Source organism: Sorangium sp. So ce426 (genome assembly GCF_051475585.1).
In the GTDB taxonomy this organism is placed as follows: domain Bacteria; phylum Myxococcota_A; class Polyangia; order Polyangiales; family Polyangiaceae; genus Sorangium; species Sorangium cellulosum_B.
Map to the genome: position 1 here is coordinate 2,966,029 of NZ_CP150341.1, position 13,467 is coordinate 2,979,495.

Below are 13,467 nucleotides of genomic sequence, written 5' to 3' on the forward strand. Positions count from 1 at the left end.
CGCGCCCTCAGGGCACGGTCGGCTCGAAGTCGATCGGGCTGCTGGGCGCGCCCTCGTGCAGGACGCCGTCGCCGAACCAGTAGACGAAGCGGGGCTCCTCCGCCCCGTCGAGGTAGGCCTCCAGCCGGACGATGGCGCCCGGGGTGGTGGCAAACGTCATCGCGTCGATGTCCGAGCCTGTCTCGGCGTGGAAATACGCGACGCCGATGTCGACGAGGCGCGTCGCGTCCGTCTTCTCGATCTCGATCCCCGCCAGATCGATGAGCTCGGACGCCGTGTCGACCGAGGCATAGAGATCGAAGCTGCAGACGACCTTGGAGGTGTTGGTGTCGCAGGTCGTCCAGAGCGTCCACGTCCCGCCCTCCGTGTACTCGACGAAGATGCCGACGCCCTCGCCCGGCTCGGTGCTCAGGGTGGCGTCCGTGTCGATGGCGACGCGCCGCACGTCGTCCGCGGGCGGCGGGGGAACGGTGTCGTCGTCGCCGTCGTCCCAGTCGTCGTGGGCGTGATGGTCATCGTGGTCGCCGTCCTCGTCGACGATGATGCAGCCGGCCGAGGCGAGGGGCGCGGCGACGAGAAGGAACGACCACAGCCCCAGTGAACGACGCTTCACAAAGTCAGCGAAAAGAGTCATCGGATCTGCTCCTGCTCGTGGACGTCGCAAGACGTGGACCAAGCGCTACCTCGACCGCGGGCGACCGGACGGCGGCGCGGTCTTCCCCGGAGCCGGACCTGACGGAAGGTGGATCCTGGGGCGCGGCGGGGACGACGGCGCGCTCGGGAGCGCGCGCGGCTTCGCGATCGGCTGCGGCGCCGGCGTCGCCTGCGGCAGCGGTCGCGGCGCCGTGGCCGACGGCGATCGGTGCGGGAGCGCACGCGTGGCGGCGCGCGGCGCCGGGGCCGCCGGCGGCTCCGGGGCAGGGGCGGGCGACGGCGGCGTGACCGCCGGCCGCGAGGGCCGGTGCGATGGGCTCGCGCCTGCGCGGTGCAGCGCGCCCGCGTCGGAGACGCCCCGCGCGGGGAGGCCGGGCCTGGCGATCGGGGCCGGCGCGTCGCCGCCGGGTGTCCTCCGCGGATGCAGCGGCGTGCGCAGCGCCGGCGCCGCGCGACGGTCGTCGCCCGCGGGCGACGCCGGACGGCGCGCCGGAGGGGGCGCGAGGCGCGCGCTCGGCGTCGTGCTCCTGCGCGAATAAGCGAGGGCGCGAGGATCCGGCCTGTCGCGGTGCCTCGGGGCGGCCGAGGAGGGAACACCGGCCTCCACGAGCGACGGCGACGCCGGGCGGTAGCCGCCAGGACGGATGCCGTGGGGCGGGCTCGAGCGGCCCGCGCCCCCATCGCCGCGCGGGCGGACGTCGGCGCGCCCGGGTCTGCTCGCGGTCGGCCGCGCCGGCCTGTAGGTGTGCGAGTGCGCGGCGACGCGCCGGACGACCTCGCGATCGCGGACGACGTGCGTGTGGACGTGGCGATGGAACACGTGCGTCGTCGGGCAGAAGACGTACGCCGCGGGGGGAACGGTCCACAGCGAGACAGCGACGCCGCTGCTCCAATAGTAGGTGGGCGGCATCGGGGCCCAGCCGACGTAGCCGGCGTCACCGACGCGCCAGACGACCCACGCCGGGGCGTACGTGCGCCCCGGGATCCAGGCCCAGCCGTGGGAGGAGATCCAGACCCAGCGGCCATAGTGGAAGGGGATGTGGCCCCACGCGTAGTCGCTGACCCAGAGCCACTCGCCGTCGTCGGTCAGCGCCCAGTGGCCCGCGGTCTGGTAGGGCGCGAAATCCGGGCCGACCACGACCGCGGAGGGCACCCAGACCGTGCCGTAGCCCGGGGTGTCGATCCAGGTGCCGTACGCGGCGAGCGGCTGCTGGAACTCGACCAGGGCGCTCGGGTCGGTGTCTTCGTACTCGTCCGCCTCGATCTCGGCGTTCACGTGGACGTCGACCTGGACCGACGGGGGCTGGGCGGCGGCGCTCGCGGGCGCGGCGATGAGCGCGGCGAGCAGCGGCAGGGCGCCGCCGAGCCGGCGGAGCCGGGCCCCGGGGATGCCCGGCGCCGCGGGGGCAGGGCGCAAGGGGGAAGCGGACAGCGGGAAAGGCATCGGCAGCATGATGGGTCCTTCTGGAGGGGGGTGCCAGGGAGAGGTCGGGCTGGCCTCGGGCGCCCTCGGATCTCTTCAGACGTCCCTGCGCGGCCGACGTTGCACATTGCAGGCCACGTTCCGGAGCGCCGCGCTGGCGTGCCCGACCGAGGTTGAGGGACGGGCACCCGACCGAGGTTGAGGACGGGCACCCGACCGAGGTTGAGGACGGGCACCGGCACCCGACCGAGGTTGAGGGACGGGCACCCGGGCACCCGACCGAGGTTGAGGCACGGGCGGGCGCACCCGACCGAGGTTGAGGCGTCGGCGCTCCTCAATCGAGGTCGCTGTCGTCGAGCGCCGGCGTCTCGTCCCCCGGAGGCGGCGCTCTCCCGGGCAGCGCCGGCGGCCTCGGAAGGAGCGACAGCCGCGCGTGCGCGTCGGCCAGCCTGCGGTCGGCCTCGCGCAGGCGCCGGTTCAGCACCCGGATCACGGCGTCCGCGATCTCGGCCGTCTCCCGCACCGCCTCGTGGAAATCCTCGGCGGAGACCCGGAGCAGCTCCGCGTCCTCGGTCACCACCGCGGTCGAGGCCCTTGGCTCGCTGTCGAAGAGCGACATCTCGCCGAACACGTCGTTCGCGCCGAGGCGCGCGATCTCGCGGCCGTCCAGCGTGAGGCTCACCTCGCCCGAGATGATCGAGTAGAGCGCGCCGCCAGGCTCGCCCTGGCGGAAGATGACGTCGCCCCGGGCCAGCGACACGACGAGCGAGCCGCGCGCCAGCGCCACAAGATCGTCGCCGGCCACGCGGGAGAAGAGCGGGACGCGCTGCAGGAACAGGACCTTCTCGATCGTCGTGTACATCTCGTCCTCGGGGTCGATGCCGGTGCCGCCGGTGACCGCCCAGTATCGTGCGTAACGGGCCACCGCGGGATCCTCATCGGCCCGCAGCGCGTCCAGCCGCTCGCGGGCGCCCGGCGGCGACGTGACGGCGACCGCGATGGCGGCCGCCTCGCGGACCAGCGGGTCCGGATCGTAGGTCGCGGCGAGCGCGTCCCCGGCGGCGCCGGAGATGGAGCTCCGGGCGACGGCATCGAGCGCGAGCGCGGCGCTGTAGGGGTCGCCGCGCACGATCTCGTGGCGGATCCAGGAGATGACCCCGGCCTCCGGCGGCACGGGCCTCCCGGGGAACGCCGCGGACAGCTCGAGCAGCCGCTCGACGAGGGAGACGAGGCGCTCGCGCAGCGGGCGGTCGAGGAGCGACTCCAGCACCTCGAACGCGTTGGCCCGCAGCGCGGGATCCGGGCCGAAGACGTGGTTGCGCACGAGGGCGACGACCTCGCGCGGGTAGGCGAGCTCGCACAGCCGGAGCACGCGGATGAGCCCCTTCCGCAGCCGGCGGAGCAGGTGCTGATCGAGCAGCGCCCCGGCGACGCGGGGGCGCACCGCGATGTACGCCTCGCGCGTGCGGACGTGCTCCACCGTCTCGTCGTCGATGCGGGCGCGGATCACGCGCAGAGGCGCCGGCGGCGCGCGCAGCGCGAGGCGCAGGCGCGACGCCGACGCGAGCACCTTCTGGCGGAGGGCCTCGTTCGGGTGGTCGATCCGGGCGAGCAGCACGTCGAGCGCGTCGTGGCTGCAGAGCCGCGCGAGCACCCGCGGGATCGCGAGCCGCACGGCCCGCGGGGTGCCGTCGTCGCCGAGGCGCGCCGCGAGCTCGGGGATGGCGTCGTCGCCGAGCGCCTCGATGGCCCGGGCCGCGGCCGGCGCGAGGGCGCGCTCGGCGAGCGCGTCCGCGAGCAGGGGGAGCAGGCGCGGGTCGGCGACGCTCGACGAGGAGCGCACGGCCGCGCGCCGCACCGCGGGGTCGGGATCGCCGATGAGTCGCGCGAGGGCGCGCTGGAGCGACGCGTGGCCGACAAGGCCGAGGATCCGGGCGGCGGCGGCGCGATCGCGGGGCGACGGGCTGTCGAGCAGCGCGCGCAGCCGCGGCGCGCCCTCGAGCATGCCGTCGAGGCCGCAGTAGCGCAGGAGCGCGGCGATCGCGGCGGCCCGGAGCGCCTCGCCGCCGGGCGCGTCCGCGGCGGCGCGGGGCGCGGCGCCCTCCCGCGCGAGCGCGAGCAGCTCGTCGTGGGCGTCCTCCCGCAGCAGCGCGGCGAGCGCTTCGACGGCGGCGACGCGGACGTCGGTGTTCCGGTCGTGGATCGCCGCGCGCGCGATGCTCGCGCCCTCCTCGTGCTCGAGCTCGGCCGCGAGGCGCACCGCGAGCGCGCGCACCCTGGCCGAGCCGTGGCGCGCGAGCGCGGGCACGGCCTCGCGCACGAGGGTCGGGTCGAGCTGCTGGAGCTGGTCGACCGCGAAGAGCACCTGCACCATGGCGCGGCTGTAGAGCGCCTCCTTGAGGATCGCGCGCGTCTGGGGGCCGTACGCGACGCTGTCCGGCTCGATCTGGCGGCGCATCAAGGTCCGGCGCATGGCGTCGAAGTAGCCGCGCCGCACGAGCGGCAGGAGGGCGATGGACGCGACGCAGAGCGGGAGGGAGTAGACGCCGATCCACGCGGCCTCCTCGACGAGCGCGGCGCCCGTCGCGGCGGTGGGCGCCACGGCGAGCAGGATCAGCGCGCCGAGCCCGTAGCCGAGGGGCTTGGCGATCGTGGAGACGAGCGTCCGCACCTTCTCCCGCAGCGCCGGCTGGAACGGGAAGAACAGGAGCTGCATCGTCGCGTCGTAGATCGTGAGCTGCAGCGCGTTGTCGCTCAGCTTGAGGATCGCGCCCCAGGCGAGCGACGGCGCCGCGAGCAGCGCGACGGTGCTCGCGGTGAACGCGGCCGGCATGGCGAGCAGCCCGCCGAGCACGCCGTGGCGCCGGAGGACCCGGGGGGTCGCGACGAGCTGCACGAGGAGGCCGACCACGCCGACGGCGCCGTAGAGGAACCCCATGAACCGGGTGAGGTCGTCGACGTGGGGGTAGGCCGTGAGGGCGATCGCCTTGAACTGGTAGTCGCCGATCGTGAGGACCGTGAAGAGGAGGAAGGTCAGCAGCGCGAGGGTGAGGGCGTAGCGCGATCGCCACACGTCCATGCGCGGAAGGCGGGCCTGGAGGAGCTCCTCGTCGCCGGACGGGGGGCGCGCGAGCGGGTAGCGCCGCGCGAGCGCGGTCGTCAGCGCGGCCATGGCGAGGAGCGCCGCGATGAGCACGAACAGGAGGTTCTCGGTGCCGATCCACCGGACGACGGCGCCCGTCGCGAAGCCGCAGGCGACGGTGCCTACGACGCGCCCGCTGCCGATCAGGCCGAAGAGGCGCTTGGCGCTGCGCGGGTCGTGCAGGTCCTGGGCGACGGCCCAGACGAGCACGGCGGTGAAGTTCGCGATGATCTCGGACCAGATGTAGAAGACCAGGATCGCGCCGCGCACCTCCTGGCCGATGAGGACGCGCAGCAGCGCGAACGTGGCGGCGCCGAAGAGGGCGAAGGCGACGCACAGCCGGGCGCGCGGCAGGCGGCGGGCGACGCGGTCGTACGCGAGCGCGGCGACGGCGGAGGCGACGCCGTAGACGATCCACATCGGCGCGATCCAGGTGACGGGGAACCTGGTGAGGAAGAGCGCGTCGCGCGCGGAGCGGCCGACGACGAAGAGGAGGGCGGCGAGGAAGAGCAGGCAGAAGAGCAGCGCGGTCCGGTGCAGCTCGACGCGGGTGAGGGGGACGCCGAGGACGGCGGTGTGGGCGTCAGGGGCGGCGCCGCTCGGCGCCAGCCGGCTGGGCCGGCTGGAGGTCGGGCGCACCGACGGGGCGGCGCCGGACGCGGGGGACGCGGGCGCGCCTTCCGGGCGCGCGCTGGGCTGGCCGGGCTGCCCGGCGCGCGCCGGCTCCGGCGCCGTCGCGCGCTCCTTCGCGCTCGGCCCTGCCTTCGAGCCCGGCTGCGGGGGAGCGGCGTCGGTCGAATCCACCTGCCTCAAGCTAGCCGAGCTCTCTCGAAGAGCGCGTGTTTCGGGCCACGCAGCCCGTCCGCCGGCCCATGGCGCTGCGCGGCGGTCCGCTCACCCTGCTGCTCCGCGGCGCCGATGCCAACTTGTCAGGAATGGACGGCGACCCTGGCCAGCTCGTCATGCGGCGCGCCTCCGAGCCTCCGAGGTGGGGCGTCGAGGACGCCTCCAAGGACGCCTCCGACGGGACCGCGGGGGGCCCTCCGAGGGCGCTTTCGACGCGGCATCCGGCGCGGGCGCACGCGGGCGCACGAACGATTTCCGCGCCGTTCGAAGGGCTGTGCGGGGCATTTGCGGCGTGGTACGAGCTGTGCTGAAAGGACGCGCCCATGGACACGACAAGGTATCCCGTCCGGCTCCGGCCGCGAGGGCGGCGGCATCTCCCCCGGCTGTGCGCGGTGGCCCTCGCGGCGGCGGCGCTCGCCGGAGGCGCGCGACAGGCCGGCGCGACGGTGACCATCAGCAGCCAGGTGGTGCGCACCAAGGTCACTCGCCCGGACGCGCAGAACCCCCTCTGGATCAGCCATGAGGACTGCGTCACCGGCAACGATCTGGAGCTCACGCTCACGCTGACCAACCCGACGAGCAGCGACAGCCTCGAGGTGTGGGTCACCGAGTCGACGGATTGCACCCAGGCCGAGAATCGCCAGCCCGGCGATTACTGCAAGCGGCTCCCGGTGACGCCCGGCGTGGATGACACGGTGGTCGTCACGCTGCCGGCAAAGGAGATCGCGAAGGAGCTCCTCGGCGCCAACGACTGCGAGGTCACGTCGCGGGGGAGCACCGAGGCGGTCAAGATGATCGTGTACTTCCTGCGGCTCTCCTCCGCGGACGACAGCGAGCCGGAGTTCGCGACATGGGAGCAGACCAAGGTGGACCTCCAGGGCCCGAAGCCGCCGACGAACGTGCAAGCGCACTCCGGCGATGGGCGTATCCTCGTCGATTACACGCAGAACGAGGCCGATGAAGTGCTCGGCTACTATCTCTACTGCGACGACGGCGGGCAGCCCTCGCCTGACGCGAGCGGGGCAGGGGCAGCCGGCGGAGGCGACGGCGCGGCGGGAGCCGGCGGCGGGGCAGCCGGCGGAGGCGGCGGCGCGGCGGGGGCCGGCGGCGGAACGACGAGCGGCGGCAGCTCCGGCTGCCAGTCGTCGCTCCTGGTGCCGGGGGAGATCCCGGACTCCGCGCAGCGGTGCGGCAGCGTGGGGAGGGGCAGCCGCGGCGAGGCCACGGAGAACATCGTCAACGGCAGGTCGTATGTCGTCGGCGTCGCGGCCTATGACCAGGTGGGCAATGCCGGGCCGCTGTCGGCGATCTCCTGTGCGACCGCGACCGACGTCGACGGGTTCTTCGAGCAGTACCGGGACGCCGGCGGGCAAGCCGGTGGGGGCTTCTGCAGCATCGAAGGGCCGGTGGGGGCGGGCCGGTGGGCCGCTGCGCCGCTCGCCGCCGTCGCGGCCGGCGCGGCGCTCGGGTTGTTGCGCAGGAGCCGTCGCCGTCGACGCCACGCGCACGCGCACGCGCGTTCCTTCACGCAGGAGAGCGAATGAGCTGTCATCTCCGTCATCTGGCGGCCGCCTGCCTCGCCGGCAGCGCGGCGCTCCTCGCCGCATCCGTCGCCGGCGCCCAGACGAGCCCCGGGATGGGCGACTGGCGGCAGCACGATCGCTCGAGGATCCAGCGAGAGGAGCGCTATGCGTCTCCTCAGAGCTTCGCGTTCGAGCTCCGCTTCGCCCCGTACTCTCCCGAGGTCGACGAGGAGTTCTCCGGCGCGGGCCCCTACGACAAGACCTTCGGCGACGGCCAGAATTTCTATTTCGGGGTCGAGGTCGACTGGCTGCCGCTCCGGATCCCGTACGTCGGCGTGATCGGTCCAGGGATCGGATGGGGGTACACGTCGGCGTCGGCGAAGGCCTTCGTGGCGGGCAGCGACGACAGGGCCGATGCAGAGGAGACCTCGCTCACCATCATGCCGATGCACCTGTCCGCCGTCCTGCGCGCCGACGAGCTGATGCGCAAGACGGGCGTTCCGATCGTGCCTTACGCGAAGGTGGGCCTGGGGATGGGGTTATGGACGTCGACGTCGGGCCCTGTCACGCCGGAGCCCGCTGGCGTCCGGGGCGAGGGCATCACGTGGGGCACACACCTCGCGTTCGGCGGGATGCTCGCGCTCAACTGGCTGGACCGCCGCTCGGCCTCCCAGCTCGATGAGACGACGGGCATCAACCACACGTACCTGTTCGGCGAGTGGATGTTCGCGAACCTCGACGGGCTGGGCTCGCGCCCGCAGATGCACGTCGGCACCTCGACGTGGGTCCTGGGGCTCGCCTTCGACATGTGAGGCGCGGCGCCGCGCGATGGACGCGCGCGGCGCGCGGCGCCGGTACGCGCTTCACGGCGCGCTGCCTTCGAGCGGCGCGCCGCCGTCGTCTTCCTCGATCACCGTCGTTCCCCGCGGCCGGGCGGTCGTCGCGCGGCGCGGGGGGCTGTCGCTCGCGAAGGCCTCGACGGTCTCCTTGGTCGGGGCCCCGAAGATCGGCACGACGAGCTCGCGCGCGGCGCCCTCGCGCTCGTACGTGATCTTGAGCTCGCTGGCGCTGGCCAGGGCGCGATAGGCCGCGAACAGGTCGTCCGGGCGCTCCAGGGTCGCGCCGTTGACCTGGGTGACGATGTCGCCGGTCTTGAGCTCGATGTTGCTCCAGTCCGCGGGCAGCGCGAGGATCTTCCAGCCGATGAACGCGCCCGCCCGGACGACCTCCTCGACCGGCACGCGCCGCAGGATCCAGGGCGGCCCCGCCAGCAGCACCCGGTCGACGTCGGCGCGGGCGAGCTGCCCGGCGGGCACCGCCTGCTTGGGCGGCGCCGCGCTCTGCGCGCGCGGCGCCGGAGCCGCCGCCGGGGCGGCCGTCTGCGGCCCGCCGCACCCTGCGACGACGGACAGGGAGAGACATGCGCCGAGCAGGAGTCTTACGGGCGTCGACATCGGCGGGACTATGCGCAGCGGACCCGAGGAGGCCAAGTTCGATGCGCGGCGGGTGCGATGGCGACGCGAGCGGCGATCCAGCTGAGCCGCAGGGCCGGGGCCGCCCGGCTCGCGAGGGGCGAGGATCGTCGGAGAGGGTCGGGGAGGCGGGATTTGAACCCGCGACAACGAGCACCCAAAGCTCGTGCACTACCGGACTGTGCGACTCCCCGGGCAGAGCGCGTCCGCGAGCGGGACCATAGACGAGGCGCCCTGCCGGGGCAAGACAGGTCGCATCGATGGTCAGCCGCGTCGACCGCGTCGAGCGCCCGGCGCTGGCCGATCGAGCGCCCGGCGTCGGCGAGGCGTCGGCCGCGTGGCGTCCGCGTGGCTTTCCAGGTGCGTCGCCGCATGAAAGGCGCTGAAATGAGGGCGCAGTATGAGCGGGACGGTCGCGTCTCTGTCGGTCCATCACCTGGCCGTGGTCGTGCGCGACCTGGTGCGGGCCGAGGCGTTCTACGCGGGCGTCCTCGGATTGCCGGTGGTGCGGCGCTGGACGGACGAGGCCGGAGCGCCTCGGTCGGTGTGGCTCGAGCTCGGGGGCGGCGCCTTTCTGGCCGTGGAGCGGGCGGGCGCCGCCGGGCCGATGCGCGCGGACGAGGCGCCAGGCTGGCACTGCGTCGCCCTGGGGATCGCGCCGTCCGAGCGGGAGGCGTGGCGCCGCCGGCTGGCCGCGGGCGGCGCGGTCGTCGAGCGGGAGAGCGCCTACACGATGTACGCGCGCGATCCCGACGGGAACCTGGTGGCGCTCAGCCACTACCCGCACCCGCAGGCGGAGCCGGGCTGATGGCGCGCACCGTGTGCAGTGCGCGTGGAGCGCCGTGGTGAGATGATGGAAGGTCGGGCGGCGCGCCAGGGACCTGGAAGCTGCTCGAGGGCCTGCGCGTCGAAGGGGAACGAACGAGCCGGAGGGTTTCGATATGCCGCGTTCAACGTCCGATTCCATGTCGCCCGATGCGCCCGTGCCGCTCGTGTTTCCCTGCGGGGCGATCGGGCTCGTGGGCGGCTGGATCACGGCCGACGTTCTGGAGATGGACGAGCTCGTGCCCCGCTTCCTGCTCGCGGGTGTGACCCCGATCGTCGCGGCGCTGCTGGGCCACTACCTGACGCCGCGGATCGGAGGCGTCTGGGGCGATGGATCGATGGCGTTCGGCGCGGGCGATGGATCGATGGCGTTCGGCGCGGGCGATGGATCGATGGCGTTCGGCGCGGGCGATGCGCCGGCGGACGGCCTGCCGTGGGTCGACGCGCCGGGGAAGTGGACCCGGCGAGGGCCGTTCGTGGCGGGCGTGCTGGCGCTGTGGGCCATCGTGGTGGCCGGCGTCGTGAACGGGATGACCATCGGGCTCGTGGCGGGGCCGGCAGGGATGATCGTCGGCGCGGCGTTCGGCGCCGTGTTCGCGCTGCCGTTCGTTCCGGCGCTCGCGGTGGTGCTGATTGCGGCGAATCGCGTCGGGCGGGCGCGCGCCGGCTCGATCGTGGCGCTCTCGGATCGGCGTGCGGTGTGGGCGGCCACGGCGGCGGTGATCGCGGTCGCGCTCCAGCTGGGGTCGGGGCTGGCGGGGGCGGCGGCGCCCGACCTGGGGCGCCTCGTGGCGGCGATGGGGTTCGCCGTGGTGGCGGGGCTGTGCGCGCTGGACGCGATGGACATCGCGAGGGTGCTGAAGCTGCCGCGGGAGCGGAGCGGGGCGGGGGACGAGGTCGCGGAGCGGATCGCAGAGGAGATCGAGGCGGGGGCGACGGGGGTCATGGCGGCGGGAGACGACGGCGCAGCGGGGAGCGCTGCGTGGTCCGGGGGGAAGGGGACGGGGGAGAGGATCGATCTCGGCCTCGGGGACGAGGTGCAGGTCGAGGTGGTGAGGCCGACCCACGCCTACCGGGGGGCGCAGCAGATCGCCCGGGTGGTGCGGGGGAACCGCGAGCGCGCCGTGGCGGCGCTGCGGGCAGGGCTGATGCGGGGCGCGGGCGCGCTGGCGATCGGGGCGGCGCTCTGGGGCGAGGTGTGGAAGTGATCGTGGCGCGCGGAGGGCGGCGGAAAGCGGAAGAGCGCGGGATGGTGGCCGCCGGAGGAGCGCGGGCCGGTGGGGCGCGGCGGAAGAGCGGGCTGGACGAGGGCGTGGCTGGGGATCTGGCTTGATGCGTGAGGCGAGGTGTGCCAGGGTCCGGCGCCCGTAGCGGCTGTTGCCCCTGCCCCCGTAGCTCAGTGGATAGAGCAGCGGTTTCCTAAACCGAAGGTCGCAAGTTCAATTCTTGCCGGGGGTGCCGAAGGATTTCGGGCACTTACGAGAACGAGCCCGCGTGCCATGGGCCGATTGTGGGTTGCTCGATCGGCCCATGGACCGCCGCGGCGGTGCGGTGCTCCTTCCAGCGGCGCGGCGCCTTCGCTGCCCGCCGTAGCTCTCCTCGCGGGCCCGGCGGGAATCGCTACGCATCGGAGGACCCGGCCGGCGAGGTGCACCGCGCCGCCGTGGCTGCTCGAGCGCGTGTCGCCGCCGCCTCCGCGCCGGCGGAGCAAGCCAGGGGCGGCCCGACGAGCTGCGCCTGCGGCCGCGCACCGAACGCGCGCTTTCACCGGTGTTCGTCGCTCGAGTCGATCGCGTCGTTCGTATCGTGAGCGGATTGCTCGTCGCAAACGATGTGGCCGTCACCGTCGGGCAATAGTGTATGCGATTGCGATTGCGATTGCGGAGCCGCTGACCCGATCGGGGTGGCGGATGTCATCGTCATCGACTCACCGGTGTCCGTCCTGACGATTTACTGGTTGACACCAAGCGCGCCCCCCACGTTACATTGCGGACAGCTCTGAGTGGGTGTGCGAGGTCCTCGTGAGGCCTCGCCGAGGGGGTAGTCCTTTCTCTGGACGGGGGGGCTGGTTTGGCTACGCACCACGCTGCAGCCGCGATCGGCGAGACGCTCGCGAAGCTCCTCGAGGGCGCAGCCCTCCAGAGCTCCGAGACGTTTCAGCGTGCGCCATTCACATTCGTGCGTGACCTCCGCACCCCGCCGGCGCAGGGCGCGACGGTGTATCTCTACCGCGTGTCTGTCAGCCCGTCTCGGCACAACTTTCAGGCACGCACCAACGCCCAGGGGCAGCGATTCCGCGCGCCGCTGCCGATCGACTTCCATTACCTCGTGACGGCCTGGGGGCGCGACGCGAGGGAGCAGAGCGCCCTGCTCGTGTGGGTGATGCGGCAGCTCGAAGACCTCGGCCCGCTCCGCGCTGCAGTGCTGAACCACCATTACGGCACCACCGCAGCTCCGTTTCATGAAGACGAAGAGGTGCAGGTCACGTTCGAGCCGCTGACCCTCCAGGACCACGTGAACGTCTGGGAGGTCGCCAAGGCGAGCATGCAGACGTCGGCGGCCTATGTCGCGCGCGCGGTGCCCATCGAGACGACCGAGACCGAATCGCGGCACGGCCCGGTCCAAACCAGGGAGTTCGTCGCAGGGCCGCAGGTGTCGCCGTGACGGCCGACGTGATGACCCGCGTCGCCCCGCTCGGCCTGCGCTTCTGGGACGACGTGAATCGCGATCTCGTGCGCGACGGGCTCGCCGTCTCCGCGTGGCCCGAGTCGCTGCCCTCGCGCCCTCGGTCCGCCAGCGTGAATGCTTCGGGGGTGTGGGCCCTCCACGATCTCGCCCTCATGGCTGCGTTCGAGCGAGGCGCGGGCGACGCGAGGTACTGGGAGGCGGTGGCGTCGGGCGCCGACCCCGCGCTCTCCCCGCGCAGGCCGTTCGTCGTCGAGGTGCGCGACACCGCCAGGCGCTTCTTGCCCGTGCGGCTGCGCGTCACGCTGCCCGTGCGAGGGCTCTATGACTGGCCTGCGGCGGCGGGGCTCGCGGCCGAGGCGCGCGCCCTCTCCGCGGGAGCGCCGCCCGGGGTGATCCCGCTGCCGGTCGCGCCCTCGCGCCCGGTGCGCGCGCTCGCGGTGGTGCGCGCCGAGCTCGCGGTCGACGGCGATGAGCCCGCGGCCAGCGCCCTCGTCGAGGTGTTCGCCTCGGGGCGCCTCGTTGGGCGCGGCATGTCGGACGAGCGCGGCCGCGTGGCCGTGATCTTCCCGTATCCCGACACGCTCGTCGTGTCGTCGGGATCGCCGCTCGGGTCGCCTTCGGCGGGCGCGAGCCCATCCGAATGGCGCTGGAACATCGAGGTGGTGGTCCGCTACGCGCCGCCGGCCGCCGGCGCGCGCCGCGGCGACGCGCCCGAGCTCGCCGCGGTGTTCGCGCAGCCGCCGACCACGGCGCTCCTCCGGCTGAGCCCCGAGGAGCCCTTGAGAGACTTCGAGTTACGCCACAGGGACGAGCAGGTGCTGCGCACCGAAGGCGCCTCCGACGGGCGGCTCTGGATTCGAACCGTGATCTGACCATTCATCGACGAGGGAGAAG

The 13,467-nt window shown here is 73.8% G+C and carries 10 protein-coding genes and 2 tRNA genes; 7 read left to right on the forward strand and 5 right to left on the reverse strand.

Annotation, left to right across the window (positions count from 1 at the left end; genetic code table 11):
* Window positions 1–7: 7 nt before the first annotated feature.
* The 3 genes from WMF44_RS11345 to WMF44_RS11355 form a co-directional block, all read right to left on the reverse strand.
* Window positions 8–634 carry a hypothetical protein gene (locus tag WMF44_RS11345; RefSeq protein WP_437299141.1) on the reverse strand — a complete coding sequence of 209 codons (627 nt, stop codon included), beginning with the start codon at window positions 632–634 and terminating at the stop codon, window positions 8–10.
* A 45-nt stretch (window positions 635–679) separates the two neighbouring features.
* Window positions 680–2,107, reverse strand: coding sequence for a DUF6600 domain-containing protein (locus tag WMF44_RS11350; protein WP_437299142.1), 1,428 nt, complete (start codon window positions 2,105–2,107; stop codon window positions 680–682).
* 304 nt (window positions 2,108–2,411) lie between these two features.
* Window positions 2,412–6,023 carry a HEAT repeat domain-containing protein gene (locus WMF44_RS11355; protein ID WP_437299143.1) on the reverse strand — a complete coding sequence of 1,204 codons (3,612 nt, stop codon included), beginning with the start codon at window positions 6,021–6,023 and terminating at the stop codon, window positions 2,412–2,414.
* Between the two features lie 365 nt (window positions 6,024–6,388).
* Between WMF44_RS11355 and WMF44_RS11360 the strand changes: the two genes are divergently transcribed.
* Together WMF44_RS11360 and WMF44_RS11365 are read left to right on the forward strand one after the other, a co-directional pair.
* Window positions 6,389–7,609 (forward strand): hypothetical protein, encoded by a 1,221-nt coding sequence (locus WMF44_RS11360; RefSeq protein WP_437299144.1) that lies wholly within the window; start codon window positions 6,389–6,391, stop codon window positions 7,607–7,609.
* Window positions 7,606–8,400 (forward strand): MXAN_2562 family outer membrane beta-barrel protein, encoded by a 795-nt coding sequence (locus WMF44_RS11365; protein ID WP_437299145.1) that lies wholly within the window; start codon window positions 7,606–7,608, stop codon window positions 8,398–8,400. Before WMF44_RS11360 ends, WMF44_RS11365 begins: the two co-directional genes overlap by 4 nt.
* A gap of 51 nt (window positions 8,401–8,451) precedes the next feature.
* Here WMF44_RS11365 and WMF44_RS11370 read toward each other — a convergent pair whose 3' ends face one another.
* Window positions 8,452–9,042, reverse strand: a complete 591-nt coding sequence (locus tag WMF44_RS11370; RefSeq protein WP_437299146.1) for a serine protease — start codon at window positions 9,040–9,042, stop codon at window positions 8,452–8,454.
* Between the two features lie 138 nt (window positions 9,043–9,180).
* Window positions 9,181–9,254: transfer RNA gene (locus WMF44_RS11375), tRNA-Pro, on the reverse strand.
* A gap of 206 nt (window positions 9,255–9,460) precedes the next feature.
* Here WMF44_RS11375 and WMF44_RS11380 point away from each other — a divergent pair.
* The 5 genes from WMF44_RS11380 to WMF44_RS11400 all read left to right on the forward strand — a co-directional run bounded on the left by WMF44_RS11380 (window position 9,461) and on the right by WMF44_RS11400 (window position 13,445).
* The gene (locus WMF44_RS11380) at window positions 9,461–9,868 is read left to right on the forward strand and encodes a VOC family protein (RefSeq protein WP_437299147.1); all 408 of its coding nucleotides are present in this window, start codon (window positions 9,461–9,463) and stop codon (window positions 9,866–9,868) included.
* 157 nt (window positions 9,869–10,025) lie between these two features.
* Entirely contained in the window at window positions 10,026–11,093 is a 1,068-nt protein-coding gene (locus WMF44_RS11385) for a hypothetical protein (protein WP_437299148.1), read from the forward strand.
* Window positions 11,094–11,270: 177 nt separating this feature from the next.
* Window positions 11,271–11,343, forward strand: a tRNA-Arg gene (locus tag WMF44_RS11390).
* A 612-nt stretch (window positions 11,344–11,955) separates the two neighbouring features.
* Complete coding sequence (locus tag WMF44_RS11395; RefSeq protein WP_437299149.1) at window positions 11,956–12,549, forward strand: DUF4255 domain-containing protein; 594 nt, start codon at window positions 11,956–11,958, stop codon at window positions 12,547–12,549.
* Window positions 12,546–13,445, forward strand: a complete 900-nt coding sequence (locus tag WMF44_RS11400; protein ID WP_437299150.1) for a hypothetical protein — start codon at window positions 12,546–12,548, stop codon at window positions 13,443–13,445. Before WMF44_RS11395 ends, WMF44_RS11400 begins: the two co-directional genes overlap by 4 nt.
* Window positions 13,446–13,467 lie beyond the last annotated feature (22 nt).